General features: G+C 64.6%; 17 protein-coding genes. 10 read left to right on the top strand and 7 right to left on the bottom strand.

Annotation, left to right across the window (positions count from 1 at the left end):
- Positions 1-80 precede the first annotated feature (80 nt).
- The 4 genes from boxA to PCO31010_RS21600 all read right to left on the bottom strand — a co-directional run bounded on the left by boxA (position 81) and on the right by PCO31010_RS21600 (position 5,603).
- Positions 81-1,346, bottom strand: a complete 1,266-nt coding sequence (gene boxA, locus PCO31010_RS21615; RefSeq protein WP_150666078.1) for a benzoyl-CoA 2,3-epoxidase subunit BoxA — start codon at positions 1,344-1,346, stop codon at positions 81-83.
- 57 nt (positions 1,347-1,403) lie between these two features.
- Entirely contained in the window at positions 1,404-2,831 is a 1,428-nt protein-coding gene (gene boxB / locus PCO31010_RS21610; RefSeq protein WP_046292663.1) for a benzoyl-CoA 2,3-epoxidase subunit BoxB, read from the bottom strand.
- Positions 2,832-2,920: 89 nt separating this feature from the next.
- A complete protein-coding gene (boxC, locus tag PCO31010_RS21605; protein ID WP_150666077.1) occupies positions 2,921-4,576 on the bottom strand; it encodes a 2,3-epoxybenzoyl-CoA dihydrolase in 1,656 nt (551 codons plus the stop codon).
- A gap of 112 nt (positions 4,577-4,688) precedes the next feature.
- Complete coding sequence (locus PCO31010_RS21600; RefSeq protein ID WP_150666076.1) at positions 4,689-5,603, bottom strand: helix-turn-helix transcriptional regulator; 915 nt, start codon at positions 5,601-5,603, stop codon at positions 4,689-4,691.
- Positions 5,604-5,721: 118 nt separating this feature from the next.
- On the opposite strand from PCO31010_RS21600, the gene PCO31010_RS21595 reads away from it, so the two are divergent.
- From PCO31010_RS21595 to PCO31010_RS21580, 4 genes are all read left to right on the top strand, one after another.
- Complete coding sequence (locus PCO31010_RS21595; RefSeq protein ID WP_150666075.1) at positions 5,722-6,192, top strand: DUF4863 family protein; 471 nt, start codon at positions 5,722-5,724, stop codon at positions 6,190-6,192.
- A 42-nt stretch (positions 6,193-6,234) separates the two neighbouring features.
- Positions 6,235-7,821, top strand: coding sequence for a 3,4-dehydroadipyl-CoA semialdehyde dehydrogenase (locus tag PCO31010_RS21590; RefSeq protein ID WP_150666074.1), 1,587 nt, complete (start codon positions 6,235-6,237; stop codon positions 7,819-7,821).
- A gap of 214 nt (positions 7,822-8,035) precedes the next feature.
- Complete coding sequence (locus PCO31010_RS21585) at positions 8,036-9,607, top strand: benzoate-CoA ligase family protein (RefSeq protein WP_150666073.1); 1,572 nt, start codon at positions 8,036-8,038, stop codon at positions 9,605-9,607.
- Between the two features lie 283 nt (positions 9,608-9,890).
- A complete protein-coding gene (locus tag PCO31010_RS21580; protein ID WP_150666072.1) occupies positions 9,891-10,712 on the top strand; it encodes an alpha/beta fold hydrolase in 822 nt (273 codons plus the stop codon).
- Positions 10,713-10,858: 146 nt separating this feature from the next.
- Here PCO31010_RS21580 and selD read toward each other — a convergent pair whose 3' ends face one another.
- Positions 10,859-11,956 carry a selenide, water dikinase SelD gene (selD, locus tag PCO31010_RS21575; protein ID WP_150666071.1) on the bottom strand — a complete coding sequence of 366 codons (1,098 nt, stop codon included), beginning with the start codon at positions 11,954-11,956 and terminating at the stop codon, positions 10,859-10,861.
- 193 nt (positions 11,957-12,149) lie between these two features.
- On the opposite strand from selD, the gene PCO31010_RS21570 reads away from it, so the two are divergent.
- Positions 12,150-13,298, top strand: a complete 1,149-nt coding sequence (locus PCO31010_RS21570) for a transglutaminase-like domain-containing protein (RefSeq protein ID WP_150666070.1) — start codon at positions 12,150-12,152, stop codon at positions 13,296-13,298.
- Positions 13,299-13,377: 79 nt separating this feature from the next.
- Entirely contained in the window at positions 13,378-13,977 is a 600-nt protein-coding gene (locus PCO31010_RS21565; protein WP_174985023.1) for a TlpA family protein disulfide reductase, read from the top strand.
- Between the two features lie 13 nt (positions 13,978-13,990).
- Here the strand turns inward: PCO31010_RS21565 and PCO31010_RS21560 are convergent, their stop codons facing one another.
- On the bottom strand, positions 13,991-14,914 hold the full coding sequence (locus tag PCO31010_RS21560; RefSeq protein ID WP_150666068.1) for a LysR family transcriptional regulator: 924 nt from the start codon (positions 14,912-14,914) through the stop codon (positions 13,991-13,993).
- Positions 14,915-15,073: 159 nt separating this feature from the next.
- Between PCO31010_RS21560 and PCO31010_RS21555 the strand changes: the two genes are divergently transcribed.
- On the top strand, positions 15,074-15,730 hold the full coding sequence (locus PCO31010_RS21555; protein ID WP_246184714.1) for a chromate transporter: 657 nt from the start codon (positions 15,074-15,076) through the stop codon (positions 15,728-15,730).
- A complete protein-coding gene (locus PCO31010_RS21550; protein ID WP_046292673.1) occupies positions 15,727-16,257 on the top strand; it encodes a chromate transporter in 531 nt (176 codons plus the stop codon). Before PCO31010_RS21555 ends, PCO31010_RS21550 begins: the two co-directional genes overlap by 4 nt.
- A gap of 14 nt (positions 16,258-16,271) precedes the next feature.
- Here PCO31010_RS21550 and PCO31010_RS21545 read toward each other — a convergent pair whose 3' ends face one another.
- Positions 16,272-17,633, bottom strand: a complete 1,362-nt coding sequence (locus PCO31010_RS21545; protein WP_150666067.1) for a hypothetical protein — start codon at positions 17,631-17,633, stop codon at positions 16,272-16,274.
- A 187-nt stretch (positions 17,634-17,820) separates the two neighbouring features.
- Between PCO31010_RS21545 and PCO31010_RS21540 the strand changes: the two genes are divergently transcribed.
- Together PCO31010_RS21540 and PCO31010_RS21535 are read left to right on the top strand one after the other, a co-directional pair.
- Positions 17,821-18,447 carry a LysE family translocator gene (locus tag PCO31010_RS21540; protein WP_150666066.1) on the top strand — a complete coding sequence of 209 codons (627 nt, stop codon included), beginning with the start codon at positions 17,821-17,823 and terminating at the stop codon, positions 18,445-18,447.
- Between the two features lie 44 nt (positions 18,448-18,491).
- Positions 18,492-19,325: a DUF3047 domain-containing protein gene (locus PCO31010_RS21535; protein WP_150666065.1), complete on the top strand. Its 834-nt coding sequence runs from the start codon at positions 18,492-18,494 to the stop codon at positions 19,323-19,325.
- Positions 19,326-19,472 lie beyond the last annotated feature (147 nt).

The raw sequence follows: 19,472 nt of genomic DNA, 5'->3' as shown, positions 1-19,472 counted from the left end.
CAGCATCGGGACGAAAAAAAACCGCGTGCCGAAGCACGCGGTATCAAGTCGGCGCAAAACGCCGTCGGTCAATCGATTCGTCAATAAGTTTCCAGATGCAGACGCCCTTCCGTCTTCATCCGCTGCCAGAGCGTCTGCCAGTCGAGACCGGCTTCACCGGCGATGGTCTGCAACACCTGGAGCACGCCGTCCTCCATACCTTTCAGCCCGCAGACATAGATGTACGTATGCTCGTGCCGCAGCAGCGCCGCCACATCGGCCGCACGCTCGCGCATCGCATCCTGCACGTAACGCTTGGGGCTTCCCGGCGTGCGCGAGAACGCGAGATTGGTATCGATGAAATCTTTCGGCAGATTGAGCAGCGGACCGAAGTACGGCAACTCGCCTTGCGTGCGCGCACCGAAGAACAGCATCAGCTTGCCGGTCGCGCCCTTCATGCGACGGCGACGGCGGTATTCGGTCATGGCGCGCATCGGAGCCGCGCCCGTGCCGGTGCAGATCATCAGCAGATGCGAGTCGGCGTGGTTCGGCATCAGGAACGTGCTGCCGAACGGCCCCATCACGTTGACCACGTCGCCCTTCTTCAGGTCGCACAGATAGTTCGAGCACACGCCGCCAACGGCCTGCCCCTGATGGTCCTTCGTCACGCGCTTCACCGTGAGCGCCAGGTTGTTGTATCCCGGACGCTCCCCATCGCGCGGCGACGCAATCGAATACTGACGCGCATGGTGTGCACGCCCGTCCGCCGTCGAGCCTGGCGGGATGATGCCGATCGACTGCCCTTCGAGTACCGGGAACGGTTGCTTGCCGAAGTCGAGCACGATGTGATGGATATCGCTCTCGGTACTCGCGTCCGTCACGCGATAGTTGCCGACCACGGTGGCCTGCACCGGGGCCTTGTGGTTATAGAGGTTGACGTAGGGCTTCGCAGCGGACCACGGCGGCACGACCGAGCCGCGCACCAGATCCGAGCCACCGATGACGGGCTCCGACGAATCGGCAGAGGCACCCGACGCACCGCCAGCCGCGCCCTCCGACGCCTCGCCAATCGTGCCTTGTCCGGCGAGCGCGTCGTCCTGCACGGGCAGTTCGTCCCACGTGAGCTGGTCGTCGACAGCGTAGGCCTCGGCTTTGAGCACGTCGCGCCAGTTGTCGATGGCCCCCGTCGGGCACGGCGAGATACACGCCATGCACCCATTGCACGTGTCCGCGCGCACGACGTAGTTGTTCTCGTCATGCGTGATCGCGTCGATCGGACACGTCTCCTCGCAGGTGTTGCAGCGAATGCAGATCTCCGGATCGATCAGATGCTGCTTCAGGACTTCGACCGGAACGGGGCCGTTCATGATGCTGTCTCCTTGTGGGGATGGCTCTTGCGGCCTTTCCAATAACTTGGCAATGACTTAGTTGAAACGCACGTACTCGAAATCGATGGGCTGGCGGTTGATGCCCAGCGGAGGCGGCGCAATCCAGTTGGCGAACTTGCCCGGCTCGGTCACACGGCCCATGAGCGACGCCACATACGCACGGTCTTCCGACGTCGGCAGCCATTCGCGCTCATGTGCAGCCCACTCCGTCTCGCTCACCACACGACCATCCGGCGACACGCGCACGCCTGCGAACGTACCGATCTGACGATTGAACGCCTTGTGCGGCACCGTCAGACGGAAGTCGATACCGGCCTTCTCCAGCACCTTGTTCCAGCGGTTCACACCGGCGACCGAGTCCTTGATGTAGTCGTCGCGCAGCACTTCGTTCATCGCGTTGAGCATCGGCACTTCGCGCTCCACGAGCTTGCCGTTGTCGACATCGAGCAGACGGTACATCTGACCGTTCAGTTGATGATCGTCGTCGCGCTTGCTCTCTTCATAGCGACCCTTGAGGCCCGAGCTATAGAAGATCGCCGCGTTCGACGACTGGTCCGCGCCGAACAAATCGATCGTCACGGAGTAATGGAAGTTGATGTAGCGCTGGATCGTCGGCAGATCGATGACGCCCGCGGCGCGCAGCTTCGACACGTCGTCCGTTTTCAGTTCGTTCATCACCTGCGCCGTGCGGGCAATCACGCGCGACACGCCCGACTCGCCCACGAACATGTGGTGCGCTTCTTCCGTGAGCATGAACTTGGTGGTGCGGGCCAGCGGATCGAAGCCCGACTCGGCCAGTGCGGACAACTGGAACTTGCCGTCGCGGTCCGTGAAGTACGTGAACATGTAGAACGCGAGCCAGTCCGGCGTCTTCTCGTTGAACGCACCGAGAATGCGGGGATTGTCCTCGTCGCCCGAGCGGCGGCCGAGCAGCGCTTCGGCTTCTTCACGGCCGTCGCGGCCGAAGTAGCGATGCAGCAGGTAGACCATCGCCCACAGGTGACGGCCTTCTTCCACGTTCACCTGGAACAGGTTGCGCAGGTCGTACATCGACGGCGCGGTCAGCCCGAGGTGACGCTGCTGTTCCACCGACGCCGGTTCCGTGTCGCCCTGCGTGACGATGATGCGACGCAGGTTCGCGCGATGCTCGCCCGGCACTTCCTGCCACGCGGCTTCGCCCTTGTGCTCGCCGAAGTGGATCTTGCGATCCGACTCGCCCGGCGTGAGGAAAATGCCCCAGCGATAGTCCGGCATCTTCACGTGATCGAAGTGCGCCCAGCCGCTCGGGTCGACGCTCACGGCCGTGCGCAGATAGACGTCGAAACCATGCGAGCCTTCCGGTCCCATGTCGCCCCACCAGGACAGGAAGTTCGGCTGCCATTGTTCGAGCGCGCGTTGCAGCGTGCGGTCGTCCGACAGGTTGACGTTGTTGGGGATCTTCTCGCTGTAGTTGATCGAAGCCATCGTGGGAATCCTCGTGTCTCGTACGTGTTCTATGGAAACGTTTGATCGGGTGCGGGGGGCGACTGCCGCCGCCCATCCCTGCGAATTCGTCAGACGCGGTTCAGATCGAACTGCGCCTTGTTGCCCTTGCCGTAGACCTTGAGCGCGCCCTTTTCGCCAACGGCGTTCGGACGAATGAAGATCCAGTTCTGCCACGCCGACAGCCGACCGAAGATGCGCGTGTTCATCGTCTCTTTGCCGTTAAAGCGCAGGTTGGCTTCCATGCCGGTGAGCGCATCGGGCGACATCGCCGCACGCTCCTCGATGGCGATGCGAATTTCGTCCGGCCAGTCGAGATCGTCGACCGCGGCCGTGACCAGCCCCAGACGCTCGGCTTCGTCCGGACGCACCGGACGGCCGATGGTGGCGCGCACGGCATCCAGTTCAGCAGCGTCTTCATAGAAACGGCGTGCGAGACGCGACTGATCGGTGACCATCGGCAGCAGGCCGAAGTTGACCTCGCTCAGCGTGATGGCCGGTTCGTCTTCTTCGCTTGCCGGAAGCGCGGCCATATACGTGCGGTCGGCCGCGAAGGCGAATTCGGCGAGCGTGCCGGCGAAGCACGAATCCGGCTCGATCAGCGCAAACAGCGAGCGCGAAGACACATCGATACGGGCGAACGTGCGACGCAGCATGCCGAGGGTTTCACGCACGAACCAATGATCCTGATGCGCGAGCAGCGACGCATCGGCGGCCAGCACATGCTTCGCTTCGCCTTCAGTGCGCAGCAGCCAGGTGCCGATGTCGAGTTCGTTGGTGCGCAGGTTAAGAATTGCGTCGTCGAGCTCGCGCGCCATCTTCAGCGGCCACCAATTGATGCCCGCGGCTTCGATACCGGCGATGTCGCTCGGCGGCGCAGACTTCGGCGCCTTCACGGTCAGGCTTGCGGTGCGATTGGCGCGGTCGATTTCCACATCGACGAATTCGTAACGGATGGCATCCGGCTCGTCGGTACGCTCAATGCGCGTGAGCGTCACGCCCTTGCCGCCCGGACGATGGCTGTCCTGCGCCAGTTCCTGCGCCCGCGCAGCCACGGCCTGCGCGAACTGCGCGGGCTTGACCACTTCGTCGACCAGACGCCATTGCTTGGCGCGCTCGCCGCGAATGCCTTCCACGATAGTGCAGAAGATGTCGGCGCGGTCGTTGCGCACATGACGCTTATCCGTCAGACGCGTGAGGCCGCCGGTGCCGGGCAGCACGCCCAACAGCGGCACTTCCGGCAGCGCGACCGACGACGAGCGGTCGTCCACCAGATAGATCTCGTCGCACGCCAGTGCCAGCTCGTAACCGCCGCCAGCGCAGGCGCCGTTCACGGCGGCAATAAACTTCAGGCCCGAATGACGGCTGGAGTCTTCGAGACCGTTACGCGTTTCGTTGGTGAATTTGCAGAAGTTGACCTTCCACGCATGCGAGGAGAGGCCCAGCATGAAGATGTTCGCGCCCGAGCAGAACACGCGGTCCTTGGCGCTCGTGACCACCACCGTCTTGACTTCCGGATGTTCGAACCGGATGCGCTGAACGGCATCGTGCAGCTCGATGTCCACGCCCAGATCGTACGAATTGAGCTTGAGCTTGTAGCCCTCGCGAATACCGCCGTCTTCCGCGATGTCGATGGCGAGCGTGGCCACCGAGCCTTCGAAGGTCAGCTTCCAATGCTTGTACTGCGTGGGGTCCGTACGGTAGTCGACGTGGGGTTTGCCGAACATGATTGCCTCCAACTCGAATAATGATCTTGTTGGATTGCAATATAGTGCAGCACAAACCCATCGTCAACCGTTTACAGAAACAAAAATGAATTATTTTGCAGAATGTACTCGATCAATCGGATGACAACTGCACTGCCAGGCGTCCGCGCAGTTGCAGATAGGCGTCCGCGAGCGCCCGCCCGCCGGTGTCGAAGCTCATATCGGCCTTGGCGTAGAAGTCCTGACGCCCGGCCAGAATGTGCTTGAGGTCGTCCATCGCTTCCGCATTGCCTGACATCGGCCGCAGGTCGCCCTGTGCCACCACGCGCTTCATATGCTCCTCGGGCGACGCTTGCAGCCACACCGTATAGCAGTGGGTCAGCAGGAAATTGAACGTGGCGGCGTCGCTGACGATACCGCCCGGCGAAGCGATCACGGCGCGCGGATGCTCGGCCACTACGGCTTCCAGCGCGCGCAACTCGTACCGGCGGTAGGCGCTCGCGCCATACAGCGAATAGATCTCCGACGGCGGGCAGCCCGCCAGTTGTTCGATCACGCGATTGAGCTCGACGAACGGTACGTGCATGTCGTCGGCAAGCATGCGGCCCAGCGTCGACTTGCCTGCACCGCGCAGGCCGATCAGCGCGATGCGCCCACGCCGGTCGGGGTCTCGCTCGCTGCCCGCGAAGAGTTCGCTCAACGCCTGACGCGCGCGCGTCAGCGCCTCGCCGTCGCGCCCGTGCAGAATCTCGCGAATCAGCAGCCACTCGGCGGACGACGTGGTCTCGTCACCCACGATTTCGGCCAATGTGCAATTTAGTGCTTGTGCGAGCTGACGCAGGAACAGCACGGAGGCGTTCCCCACGCCCGACTCCAGATTGGCGACGTGACGCTCGGAGACTCCGGCATCCAGCGCTAGCGCCTTACGGGTCAGGCCGCGACGGGCGCGCAGCGTCCGAACCCGCTCGCCCAGTGCGACCAGAAACGGGTCTTTCTCGCCAGCGCCTCGCGCCGTCGGCACCCCATCGGCTTGCGCACTCTTATTCATCGGATGAGATCCTCGAAGCATGTAACATGTAATATATTGCTTGACAGCCAAATTTGCATGCTCTAATTTTCACCATGCGTCGGTAAAAAAGCAAACACGACGTCCCCAGGAGACATGGATGGATGTGCCCCAATTTCAGGCGCTGATCGCCGACGTGACACGTCAGCTCGACGGTCGCCCTCTAGACAACTCGCTTGCCGACTGGCTCAACGCCAACTACGGCGCGGGCTCCCCAGGTTACGAAGCCCTCATCGACGCCTGCCGCACTGGCGTGGCAGAGGGCTGGCTGTGCAATCGCGAAGGCGGCGGCATTCGGTACGGGCGCGTCATCAAGCCCACGCCCGAGACGCACGGCTTTTCCGTGGACGTCGTCGACATGGCCGATCTGGCCGGACCGCACCACGTGCATCCCAATGGCGAAATCGATCTGATCATGCCGCTCACGCCGGGCGCGACCTTCGACGGACACCCCGCTGGCTGGTGCGTGTACGGCCCGGGCACCGCGCATCGCCCGACAGTGGCGAGCGGCCGTGCCCTCGTGCTGTACCTGTTGCCCGAAGGCGCTATCGAATTTACGCGCAGCGCCTGAAACCGGCGCGCCCCTGCATCTCTGCTTGATTCATTTCGGTTGATGGATATGAGTACCCCTGCCTTGCTGGAAAACTACGTCGCTGGCCAATGGGTGGCCGGTGGCGGCGAGCGCACTGCGCTGACCGATCCCGTGACGGGCGACACGCTCGCCTTCGTCTCGAGCGCCGGTCTCGATCTCGACGCCGCATTTGCCTTCTCGCGCGACACGGCAGGCCCCGCGCTGCGTGCGCTGTCGTATGGCGAACGGGCGCAGCGGCTCTCGCAGATCGTCGCCACGTTGCAGACGAATCGCGACGACTACTACGCCATCGCGACGGCCAACTCGGGCACGGTCGCCACCGACTCCGCTGTCGACATCGACGGCGCGATTTACACACTTTCCACCTACGCGAAGCTGGGTACATCACTGGGCGATGCGCACACGCTGCTCGATGGCGCCGCCGTGCCGCTTGCCAAAGACGCGTCGTTTGCCGTGCGTCATGTATTCCGTCCGACGCCGGGTGTCGCCCTTTTCATCAACGCTTTCAACTTCCCCGCGTGGGGTCTCTGGGAAAAGGCGGCAGGTGCGTTGCTGGCGGGTGTGCCCGTCATCGTCAAACCTGCGACGTCGACCGCGTGGCTCACGCAACGCATGGTGGCCGATGTGGTCACCGCAGGCATTCTGCCGCCGGGCAGCCTGTCGGTGATCTGCGGCAGCGCCGCCGGTCTGCTCGAGCGCATCGGACCGTTCGATGTGGTCTCGTTCACTGGCTCGGCGGACACCGCCGCCACGTTGCGCGCACATCCCGCCTTCACCGAACGCTCCGCGCGCATCAACGTGGAGGCCGACAGCCTGAACAGCGCCATCCTTTTGCCGGACGCCGCACCGGGCACCGCCGCCTTCGATCAGTTCGTGCGCGAAGTGGCGCGCGAGATGACGGTCAAGTCGGGGCAGAAGTGCACGGCGATTCGTCGCGCGATGGTGCCGGTCGAGCATTTCGACGCGGCGGCGGCCGCCATTGCCGAGCGACTGGCGAAGACAGTCGTCGGCAACCCGCGCAACGAGACCGTGAAGATGGGTTCGCTCGTGAGCGCTGCGCAAAAGCGCGCAGTGCTCGACGGCATTGCGCATTTGCAGGCCGAAGCCGAAACGCTTTACGACGGGAATCGCGACGCCGTCTTTGTCGACGCCGATGTGAATAGCGCCTGTGTCGCGCCCGTGCTGCTGGGTCTGCGCGAGGGTTCGGCAGGCAAGCGCGTGCACGACACCGAAGTCTTCGGCCCGGTGGCGACGCTCATCGGTTATCGCGATCTCGACGAAGCCGTCGTACTCGCCAAGCGCGGTCAGGGGTCGCTGGTTGTCTCGCTGTACAGCAACGACGCCATCGCCATGCGCGCGCCCGCCCTTGCGCTGGCCGACGCGCATGGTCGCGTTCACGCCGTCGATCCGTCGGTCGCCAAGACGCAGACGGGTCACGGCAACGTCATGCCGCAGGCGCTGCACGGCGGCCCGGGACGCGCCGGTGGCGGCGAAGAACTCGGTGGCCTGCGCGCGCTGCGCTTCTATCACGTGCGCTCTGCCGTTCAGGGGCCTGCCGCCCTCGTTGAAGCGCTGACGCAGGACGCCGTCGAACTGCCGAAGTCATAACGTCGCAACGATGTCGCAGACACAACGCAGATTTAAGTCGATGGCGGGTACAGCCTCCGCCATCGGCACCGTTTTACGCCAGTCGTAGAAGTCGCAAGCCGTCGCAGTCAAGGTGATTCAAAGAGGCGCCGTCAGAGCGCTGAATAGAACTCACGCCACGCGTGCCGCGCCCGTTGGAGTGCGCTGCGCCGTGTGGTGATCCACCGGAGGCAACATGGAAGCCGTACTCACCCCACCGCCAGCGAACTTCAACTTCGCTGCGCATCTGGAGGCGCTCAACCGCGAGCGCGCTGCCAAGACTGCATATCTCGACGACACGCGCGCGCTGACCTATGGCGAACTGGCCGAGCAAAGCCGACGCTTCGCCACCGGCCTCACGCGCGCGGGCGTGCATCGCGAAGAGCGCATCCTGCTCGTCATGCTCGACACCATCGATCTGCCCATCGCGTTTCTCGGCGCGCTATATGCGGGCGTGGTGCCGGTCGTCGTGAACACGCTGCTCACGGCCGACGACTACGCGTACATGATCTCGCATTGCAAAGCGCAGCTCGTGATCGCCTCCGGCGCACTGATGCCGACGGTGCAGGCTGCGCTCGACAAGGTCGCCGAGGCCGGGTCGCCGCCGCCGTGCATCGTCTCGCAACCGATTGCGGCCGAGACCGATGGTGCGACCGCATTGCCGACATTCGACGCACTTCTCGATGGCGCGCCCAGCGCGCTGCCCGTCGACACGGCAGGCGACGACATCGCGTTCTGGCTGTACTCCTCGGGCTCGACCGGCAAGCCCAAGGGCACCGTGCACACGCACGCCAATCTCTACTGGACGGCAGAGACTTACGGACGCAACGTGCTCGGCATTCGCGAAGACGACATCGTGTTCTCTGCGGCCAAACTGTTCTTCGCATACGGACTCGGTAACGGGCTAACGTTCCCACTGTCGGTCGGCGCAACCATCGTGCTGATGGCGGAGCGCCCCACGGCGGAGGCGGTCGCAAAGCGACTGCGTGAACATCGTCCGACGATCTTCTACGGCGTGCCGACGCTCTACGCCACGCTGCTCGCCTCGCCGCATCTGCCCGCCCGCGCCGACGTGGCGCTGCGCCTGTGCACGTCGGCAGGCGAAGCGCTGCCGCGTGAGATCGGCGAGCGCTTCACCGCGCACTTCGGTGCGGAGATTCTGGACGGCATCGGCTCGACCGAAATGCTGCACATCTTCCTGTCGAACCGCGCAGGTCAGGTCGCCTACGGCACGACCGGCGAACCAGTGCCCGGCTACGCCGTGGAGCTGCGCGACGAGAGCGGTCAGCCGGTGCCCGACGGTGAAATCGGCGATCTGTACATCAAGGGGCCGAGCGCCGCACTCATGTACTGGTGCAACCGCGAGAAGTCGCGCGCGACGTTCCTCGGCGACTGGCTCAAGAGCGGCGACAAGTACCAGCGTCTGCCCAATGGGTATTACGTCTATGCGGGACGCAGTGACGATATGCTCAAGGTCAGCGGCCAATACGTCTCCCCCATCGAAGTCGAGATGGTACTGATGCAGCACGACGCAGTGCTGGAGGCGGGGGTCGTGGGACGCGACGACAACGGTCTGACGAAGACGCAGGCGTTCGTCGTCCTCAAGCCGGGGCTGGTCGCCACGGACGCCATGGCGACCGAGTTGAAGGCCTTCGTCAAGGCGCGCCTCGCGCCACACAAATATCCTCGCGAGCTGGTGTTCGTCGACGATCTTCCGAAGACCGCCACGGGCAAGGTTCAGCGCTTCAAGCTGCGCGAGATGCTTTAGGGTCTGTTCACACTAATTCCGGGCTCGTGTTGCCCGGCCAAAGGGGCGAGCGCAAGGAATGAGCCGAAGCGAATATCGGGAATATTCGCGAGGATCATGACGCCGCGATCGCCCCTTTGGGTGGACAACCCGTAGGGAACGTGCCCTACCGGCCGCCTGGCCGCGTTACCGCCAGCTTGCTTGGGGCGACCAAGCGGCGCTGGCGGTGCCTTGCCAGCCAGCCGGTAGAACACGTTCACGAGTCCGGAATTAGCGTGAACAGACCCTAGGAGACAGAAACAGAATGTCGGACGTACAGTTCGCAGAGATCGAAACGCCCTCGCACGGTGCGCTCTCGCTGGAGTATCGATGGATCAACCGCGAGCGCACCGACGCGCCGCTGCTGGTGTTTCTGCACGAAGGGCTCGGCTCCATCGCCATGTGGAAGGACTGGCCGCAGCAATTGTGCGACGCGGGCGGCTATCGCGGTCTCGTGTTTTCACGCAACGGCTATGGCCGCTCGACGCCGCGCCCGAAGGATGAGAAGTGGCCCGTCGACTTCATGCACCGTCAGGCGCGCGAAGTACTCCCCGCGTTTCTCGACGCGGTCGGTATCGGTGCGGCGCAGGCGGACCGCGTGTGGCTCGTCGGTCACAGCGATGGCGGCTCGATTGCGCTGCTGTTCTCAGCGGCGTTCCCTGACCGGCTGGCTGGCGCGGTCGTGATCGCACCGCATCTGTTCGTCGAGGACGTTTCCGTCGAGAGCATCGCAAAGACGAAAACCGTCTACGAGACGACGGACCTGCGTTTGAGGCTCGGCCGCTATCACGACGATGTGGACTCGGCGTTCTGGGGCTGGAACGACATCTGGCTGAATCCGGCGTTTCGCGACTGGAATCTGGTCGGTGCGGTGGCGACCATCTCGAAGCCGTTGCTCGCGATTCAGGGCGAGGACGACGAGTACGGCACGATGGCGCAGATGGATAGCATCGCCGCGCACGTGCCACACGCGAAGGTGGTGAAGCTGCCGGACTGCGGACACTCGCCGCATCGCGACGCTCCGGCACCGCTCGGCGAGGCTATCGTCGCGTTCATTGGCGCACAGGGACAACGTCAGGCGGCGTGATCGCCGCGGCTGACCTATGGGCTGACGTGTGGGCTGACGTGTGGGCTGACGCCTGACGTCGCAGAAACCAAACGGGCGCTCCCCGAAGACCGGAGAGCGCCCGTTGTCATTTGGACGACCGCAGTTAGACGACGGCAAGCCGCTCGTCAGATGACGCGCACACCCGGTGTGCCCGGACGCATCGCACCCACGATCCCGGCGGCGTCGAAGCCGTCGGCACGGAAGACGGCGAGCACGTCGTCCACCGCGCCCGGCGCGCACGACACTAGCAAGCCACCCGCCGTCTGCGGATCGCACAGCAGATCGCGGTCACGCTCCGTAATGCGTTCCCCAAGCTCGACCGATTTGCCGTACGACGCCCAGTTGCGACCGGACGCGCCGGTAATGCAGCCCTTGTCGGCCAGTTCGCGCACGCCGTCGAACAGCGGCACGTCCGACATGCGCAGATAGGCGGCGAGATTCGCGCCTCGGCACATCTCCAGCGTGTGACCGAGCAGACCGAAACCGGTCACGTCGGTCAGCGCATGTACGCCAGGCAACGCGGCGAGCGCCGGGCCCACGCGATTGAGGCGCGTGGTGGCGTCGATCATGCAGCGGTAGCCCTCGTCGTCCAGTTGATTCTTCTTGAGTGCGGCCGACATCACGCCGACGCCGAGCGGCTTGCCGAGCACGAGCACGTCACCGGCTTGCGCGTCGGCATTGCGCTTCAAGCGCTTCGGATGCACCACGCCCAGCGCCGCCAGGCCGTAGATCGGCTCGACCGAATCGATGCTGTGCCCGCCCGCAATCGGAATACCCGCTTCGGCGCAGATCGACTCGCCGCCGCGCAGAATCTCGCGGATCGTTTCGTGCGGCAATACGTTGATCGGCATGCCGACGATGGCCAGCGCGAAAATCGGCTTGCCGCCCATCGCGTAGATGTCGGAGAGTGCGTTGGTCGCGGCGATGCGGCCAAAGTCGAACGGATTGTCGACGATGGGCATGAAGAAGTCCGTCGTCGCGATGATGGCCTGCTCGTCGTTGAGCTGGTAGACGGCCGCGTCGTCGGACGTTTCGGTGCCCACCAGCAGCGCAGCCGGGGCAGGCAGCGGCGCGTCGGTGCGCGCCAGCAATTCGGAAAGGATGCCCGGCGCGATCTTGCAGCCGCAGCCGCCGCCGTGCGAAAGCGACGTCAGACGCGGCGCTTGTGCCGACGATTGTGCCGCCGTTTGATCACCCACTTGAGTTGCTTCGATTGCAGTCATGGTCGTTGGTGTTCGTTTTCCTTAAGTCGACGTATTATGAAGCAGCTTTGCGCCGTCGCCATGTCCCGAAATGACTGTGGACGACATGCGACGGTGTCATGCTACCGGGTTACATCGTCCCTGCATGGGACGCCACCGCTATTGCCCTAACCTCAATGCGCCGTGAGCGCTGATGCCAAAAGGGGTCTACATCATGCAACGCCGCCGCTTCCTCTCTCTGGGCGCTTACGCCCTGCCCGCCTCGTTCCTTTCCACGTCGCTGCTGCCGGGTTACGCCCACGCGGCCAAATCGTCGACGCAGGCGCCCAGCGCCGCCGACGGCTGGCGCACGTTCGAGCTGACGACGCAGGTCGACCTGCCCGCTGGCAATGGCCCGGCGAACGTCTGGCTACCGGTGGCGACGTCGCCGTCCGGGGCCTATCAACATGCGCTCGGCACGCGCTGGGACGCCCCGGGGGCCAAGGCCGAGTTGCGCATGGTGCGTGGCGCCTCAGGCATCGGTGTGCCAATGCTCGCCGTGGCATGGCCCGAGGGTGCCGCGCAGGGCGCTCGCACCGTCACCCTGACGAACACGTTCGCCACGCGCGATCGCGTCGTCGATCTGTCGCAGCCCCCGTCGGCCAACGCCCCGCGCGAATCGGCGGCGGTGCTGCGTCAGTACCTCCAGCCGACAGAACTTCAGCCGACCGACGGTCTGGTGCGCGAAACCGCAGAGAAGATCACGCGCGGCGAGAAGGGCGACGTGGAGAAAGCGCGCGCCATCTATCAATGGATCGTGGAGAACTGCCGTCGCGAAGGCTCGGTGCGCGGTTGCGGCACGGGCGACGTGCGCTACATGCTCACCACCGGCGACCTCGCGGGCAAGTGTGCCGACATCAACGCACTCTTTACGGCGCTGGCCCGCTCCGTGGGAATTCCTGCACGCGACGCTTACGGTGTGCGCGTGGCGACCTCACGTCATGGCTTTAACAGTCTGGGCAAGGCGGGGGACGTCACGCGCGCCCAGCATTGCCGCGCCGAGTTCTACGCGGCCGGTTACGGCTGGGTGCCGGTCGATCCGGCGGATGTGCGCAAGGTCGTGCTCGAAGAAGTGCCGGGCGGTCTGCCGGTCGACGATCTGCGCGTTCGCGCCGCGCGTGCGATGCTTTTCGGTCAGTGGGAAATGAACTGGGTCGCGTTCAATCACGGCGCGGACATTCCGCTGCCCGGCGCGCAAGGTAAGCCTGCAAGCACCGTGCCGTTCCTTATGTATCCGAACGGCGAAGTGGCGCGTGCTCAGCTCGACAGCCTGAATCCGGATACCTTCCGCTATCGCATGAACGCCCGCGAAATCTCGGCCTGATCGGCGCAAGCGACACCACCGACACCCGAGACATCGGCCTCGGCGTGATCGTCACACGCCCATGAAGGAGCGCATCGCCATGCAACGCCGTCACTTTCTTCACACGCTGGGGGCGCTCGGTGCGGTCGGCGCATTCGGGGCCGCTGGCCCCAATGCGCTCGCGGCGGGACCGGCAAAGGGTTCGACGGAAGTCGACGACAGCGCGCTCGCCGGGACGTCCGGCGGCACGCTCTCGGCATGGCGCGGTGCGACACCGGCGTTCTCGCTCGACGGGCTCGACGGCAAGACATACTCGCTGTCGCAGTATCGCGGACGCGTCGTCATCGTCAACTTCTGGGCGACGTGGTGCGGGCCTTGCCGCGAGGAGATTCCGGCGATGGGGGCGGTGGTGCGCCAGTACCGTGGGCGAGGTCTGGCGTTGCTCGCCGTCAACTACAAGGAACCGGCCACGACGGTGAAGCCTTTCGTCGACAAGCTCCCCATCGACGGCACCGTGCTGCTCGATACCGACGGTGCGGTCTACAAACGCTTCGGCTCGCTCGGTCTGCCCGCCACGTATCTCGTGGACCGGGCGGGAAACGCGCGCTTCTGGCGCATGGGCGAACTGGACTGGAACGACGTGGGACTGCACGGCCACATCGAAGCGCTGGTCGCACAGAAGGGCGGCACATCGGCCTGAACTTTCGCGCCGGTTACACCGTGGCGATGGCCTTCACAGCCGCGTGCACATGCTCTAACAGACGCGCCGTCGGACCGGCGAGTACGCCTTCTCGATAGGCACAGCACAGCGGTGCGCGCGGCGGCGGTGCGAGGGGCCGGTAGACGATCCCCTCGATCTGCATGCGCATGAGCGACGCAGGCACCACCGATACACCCAGCCCGGCGGCGACGAGCGAGAGCGTCGTCAACAGACGCGGCGCTTCCTGTTCAATGGCCGGACTGAAACCGGCGCCGTGGCATGCGGCGATGATCGCGTCGTACAGCCCCTGCCCTGCGCGTCGCCGATAGAGAATCAGCTTTTCCGACGCAATCGCCGTCATCGGCACGGCGGCCTTCCCGGCTCGACCCGTGAGCGCCAGCGGATGCGCGGACGGCACGGCCAGCACCATCGGTTCTTCCAGCACCTGCACGACGGTGATCTCGCCGGTGTTGCCCTGCGGCTGACGGATGAACGCGACGTCGATATGTCCGTCGCGCAACCCGTCCAGCAAATCCCCGGTACTCGACTCGTCCAGCATCAGGGACACCGATGGCGCATCGCTACGAAACGCGCGAATGACCGTCGGCACGAACGGATGCAGTGCCGCCGAGCTGGTGAAGCCGACCGACAGACGCCCCTTGATGCCCGCTGCCACGCGCCGCACGTCGTCCACCGCCTGATCGAGTTTGCGCACGACTTCGTAGGCGTCGGCGAGGAAAGCCTGCCCCGCGTCGGTCAGCGCCATGCCGCGTGGCAAGCGTTCGAAGAGCGTCACGCCCAGTTGTGTCTCAAGCACGCGGATCTGTTGCGAGAGCGGTGGCTGCCCGATGCCGAGCCGCTCTGCGGCCCGCGTCATGTGCCCGGTTTCAGCCACCGCAATGAAATAGCGCAGCAAGCGCACGTCGATGTTTGTCATATCGATCCAATATGATTCAAGTCACTTCCATATATTGGACAATATAACGCAATCGCCTTACTCTCAGGGTGTCCCGCGCGGCACCCATGCATCCCATCCCTCGATGACATTCTCTGCCGGGCGGCCCCACCGTAGTCCAGTTTTCAGAGTTTGCCCGCCATGAACACTCAGGCCCCCTTCACCTCCCCCAACCCGGGTACACCCGGGACACCCGACACCCGTCTTGCGCCGAACACCGATGCCAGCGCTGCTGCCCCCAACACCGGGCACGACACAGCGGTGGCGGACAGCCCGAGCATTCGCGCCCTCTTCTTCGGCTTTCTCGGCCTCGGCATGACCGCGTTCGGCGGCGCGTTGCCGCTCGCGCGCCGCATGATCGTCGACAAGCATCGCTGGATCAGCGGCGCGGAGTTCACCGATCTGCTCGGTCTGTGCCAGTTTCTGCCGGGCGGCAACATCATCAACTTGTCGGTCGCGCTCGGCATGCGCTTTCATGGCTGGCGCGGCGCGCTCGCGTCGATCCTCGGTTTGATTGCGGCCCCGTCGGCCGTGGTGATTGCGCTGGGCACGATCTATCAGCACTTCCAGAACGACCCGCACGTGAAGCATCTGTTTGCCGGGTTGGCGGCAGCGGCGGCCGGTCTGTTGATTCAGATGGCGTGGAAGGTGGCGTGGCCGCTGCGCAAGTCCGTCGTGCTCGGCGGCGTAGCGGTGGCGTGCTTCATTGCGATTGCCGTGCTGCGCGTGCCGCTGGTGCTCACCATGATCGTGATGACGCCGATCTCGATTTACGCCACCTGGAGGGTTTCGCAATGACCGGCACCCTCATTTCGCTTGCGCTCATCTTCACGCAGCTGTCCGTGCTCGCTTTTGGCGGCGGCAACACGATCCTGCCGGAGATGGAGCGGCAGGTGGTCGATCTGCATCACTGGATGACCTCCGAACAATTCAGCGCGCTGTTCGCGCTGGGGCAGGCCGCACCTGGACCGAACCTCATGATCGTGACGCTCGTCGGCTGGCATGTCGCTGGCTGGCAAGGCATGCTCGTCACGACACTGGCCAAGTTCGGGCCGTCGTCGCTCATTACGGTCGGCGTGCTGCATCTGTGGCAGCGCTTCCGGGATCGGCCGTGGCGGCGCATCGTGCAGGCGGGTCTGATGCCGATGACGGCGGGGCTCGTTGCCGCGAGCGCGGCGCTGATCGCCGAAGCATCGGCCACGTCGTGGCTGCTCGCGGGCATCACGACAAGCGTGGCGGTGCTGGCCATCAGAACCCGCGTGCATCCGCTGTGGTGGCTCGCAGCGGGCAGCGTCGCCGGACTGCTGGGCGGCGCATACCTCTGAGCGTGCCGAGCGCGTCACACGTGGCGTGCCCCGCGTGCGGCGTTGCAGACCTGCGCGAACGACTTATGCCAGTGATCGCGGCCCAGTGCGTCGATGCCATCGGTGAGACGCACCCATTCGTCGCTGCCGATCTTCAGCGTCGGCGGGGTGTCGCCTCTGACCAGTGCGGCAAGACGCGACGGGCACGGCAGGTTCGCGTCGGGATTGCCCGCGACGATCATCACCCGGCCGATCCATTGGGCCACGTCCACGGGAATCGTCGGCGGTAGCGTTTCGCCCGGCCGGGGCCCCCGCTCGTCGCTCCAGCGCCATGCAAAGCGGGCGCTGATACCTGAGCGCGTGGCGATCCCCATCGCGAGCAATACGTTGTCGCACGACATGCCGTGCTGTGCGGCAACCCCCAATGCCCGTAGCGCGAGCGCACGCCAATCGCCCGTCCCCCCACAGTCTTCGCGCACACTCGCGGCGAACAGCGCCACGAGACGGGCGCGCACGCGACGCAGTGCAACCGGGTTCGTCAGCAAGCGGCGTTCGTTGCGTGTCTCCGGCGAAAGGTCGTCGGTTGTCTCGTCGGGATCGAACACCTGCACATCGACCGGATGCACGGTGAAGGTCGCGCTGCCCGCCTCGTCCTGACGCCAATCCGGCTCCAACTGGGTTTTGAGCAGCGCGAACGCGTTATCGTCGCGAATCAGAGATTGCCGCTCGTCGCTGATGTGCAAGGCGTCTCGCACCGTCTTCGGCAGTTTGAACCCGAGGCCGTGCGCCATGAGCTGGCAAAGCCCGGCAATCCGATCGCTCCTTGCGTAATCGGATTGCGGGACGTCGGCGATATGAAGCAGCAGCGCTTCGGCGATGCGCATTTCGGCCAGCGCGCGCCGGGGCATGTCCGTACCCGCTTGTTGCGCCGTTGCGGCGAGGGCCGTGGCGTCGAACACTGCGAGGCACTGACTCATTGCCGTCACGTCTGCCACCGTGCGACGTCGCAGTTGCGTGTCCGTCTGCAACGCCCACTGACGCTGCGTCTCGTCGCCCCCGTCGATGGCCCGTTCCAGCGCCTTGAGTTCAGGCCAGAGATAGGTGTATGTCGCGCCCACGGCGATCGCACTCAATGCGCAAGCGATGCCGACGTCCGAGACACCGGAATGTGTTGGCGCGTGCTGTTGGAACCGCTGGCCTGCGTGCTGCCATGTGTCGGACAGCAACTGGCTTAGCCCGCTCTCGCGCAAACATGCCACCGCGCCCGAGAAGTCGCCACGGAAGCTGTCGAAGGCGCAATGCATTGCTTTCAGTGCTACCTGAACGAGCGTGCCTGTCGCGGGAGGAGACGAGACCGTCGAGAGGGAAGAAGACGAAGCTGAAGAGATGAGTGACATAGCGCGGGCTCCTGAATGCCGTAATCCGGCGGGATCGAAAGACCGGGCATGGTCTGTCACAGGAGCGCGCGGCGCTTCAGGATTCGCTCTGCACCCTTTTGGGCGCCCTCCTTCGGAATCTGGGATGATGTCGCCATTGCACGGCCGTCACGGCCCGCACCGCCCTCGACCCCACCGGAGGCTTTTCATGCCGACCCTTGCCACGCTTGCCACGTTCGTTGTCGTTGTCCTCGGGCTTTTTCTGATTCCCGGCCCGGCCGTCTTGCTGACCATCACCCGCACCGTGCAAGGCGGACGCCGCGCCGGTGTCATGACCGGCATGGGCATTGCGCTCGGCGATCTGGTGCACACCCTGTGCGCGGCGGTCGGACTGTCGGCGGTGTTGATGACGTCCGCGCTGGCGTTCGACGTCGTTAAATATGTGGGCGCGGCCTACCTGATCTATCTGGGCGTCAAGGCGCTGCGTGAGCGGCCGTCAGACCCGCAGTTGCCCGTCGCACCGAAAGTCTCGCCCGGACGGGCGTTCGGTCAGGCGGTGGCCACCGAGGTGCTCAATCCGAAGACCGCCCTGTTCTTCCTCGCCTTCATGCCGCAATTCGTGCATGCGAGCGAGGGCAACGCCTTCGGTCAGTTCCTCGTGTTGGGGCTGGTGTTCGTTGCAATGAGCGCGCTTTATACGGCGGCCATTGCGATGTCGGTGCGTCCGCTGGGCAAGTTCGTGGGACGTTTCGCGTGGCTGCTGCGCTGGCAGGGCAAGATCATCGGCACCATCTTCATCGGCCTGGGCCTGCGCGTCGCCATGCAGCAGCGCTGAGTTCGTTCTGCCGAGTTCGTCCTTCAACGTTGGAGTCGTTCGCCATGCAACGCATTGTCTCGACGCTTCGTTCGCCGCACGTCTCACGTTCCACTCAAGCCCTCCACCCGCCGCCCCGTCGCGTGACAGGGGTGGCGTTGGCTGCGGCCCTCGCGTGGCTCGCCGTGCTGGCCTATGTTCCCAACGCCGTTTCGGCCGACGCAGCCTCCGGTAGCGGCGCGGCAGCCGTCCCTTTCTCGAAAGCCAGCCCGGGTAGTGCGCTACCAGAGGGCTGGAAGAATCTGCCTGTCGTGAGCGGCAAGAAGCTCACCACCTATACCGTGGTGGCCGACGGCAAGCGCAGCGTCATTGAAGCGAACTCCACCGATTCGGCGTCGGCGCTCATGGCCAAGGGTGACGGCGTCGATCTGAACGCCACGCCGGTCGTCGCATGGCGATGGAAGGTCGACAGGGCCATTCCTGGGGCGGATAACCGGGTGAGCGACAAGGAGGATTCACCGGCGCGGCTCGTGTTCTTCTTCGACGGCGACAAGTCGTCGCTGTCTTTCGGGGACCGCGCGACCATGACACTGGCCAAGGCAGGCGGCGAAGACTTGCCGTACGCCACGCTCATGTACATTTGGTCCAACGACGCACCGGTGGGCGGCGTCATCCAGAACCCGCACACCGACAGGGTGCAAATGATGGTCGTAGCGGGCGGCGACGCGTCGCTCGGCAAATGGCAGACGTTCTCACGCAACGTCGCGGCCGATTACGAGCGCATCTATAAGGAGAAGCCGGGCAAGTTGCTGGGTTACGGCATTTTCACCGACAGCGACAACACGCATGCGACGGCGCACGCGTGGTACGGCGACGTGCGGTTCGACGCGGGGAAATAGGGCATTCATAAACGCCTTAACACTCGCGCTGACCGGCACGCCAAACCGAACGAAAATTCGCCTCTGGTTTCACCTGCCGACACCCATGCAAAATGTCGTGTCGAAAGCCTCCAAAATAACCCTGAAAGCCCCGTCTGACGGGGCTTT

The organism is Pandoraea commovens (assembly GCF_902459615.1).
GTDB lineage: Bacteria > Pseudomonadota > Gammaproteobacteria > Burkholderiales > Burkholderiaceae > Pandoraea > Pandoraea commovens.
This window is presented reverse-complemented; position numbering and strand designations above follow the sequence as displayed.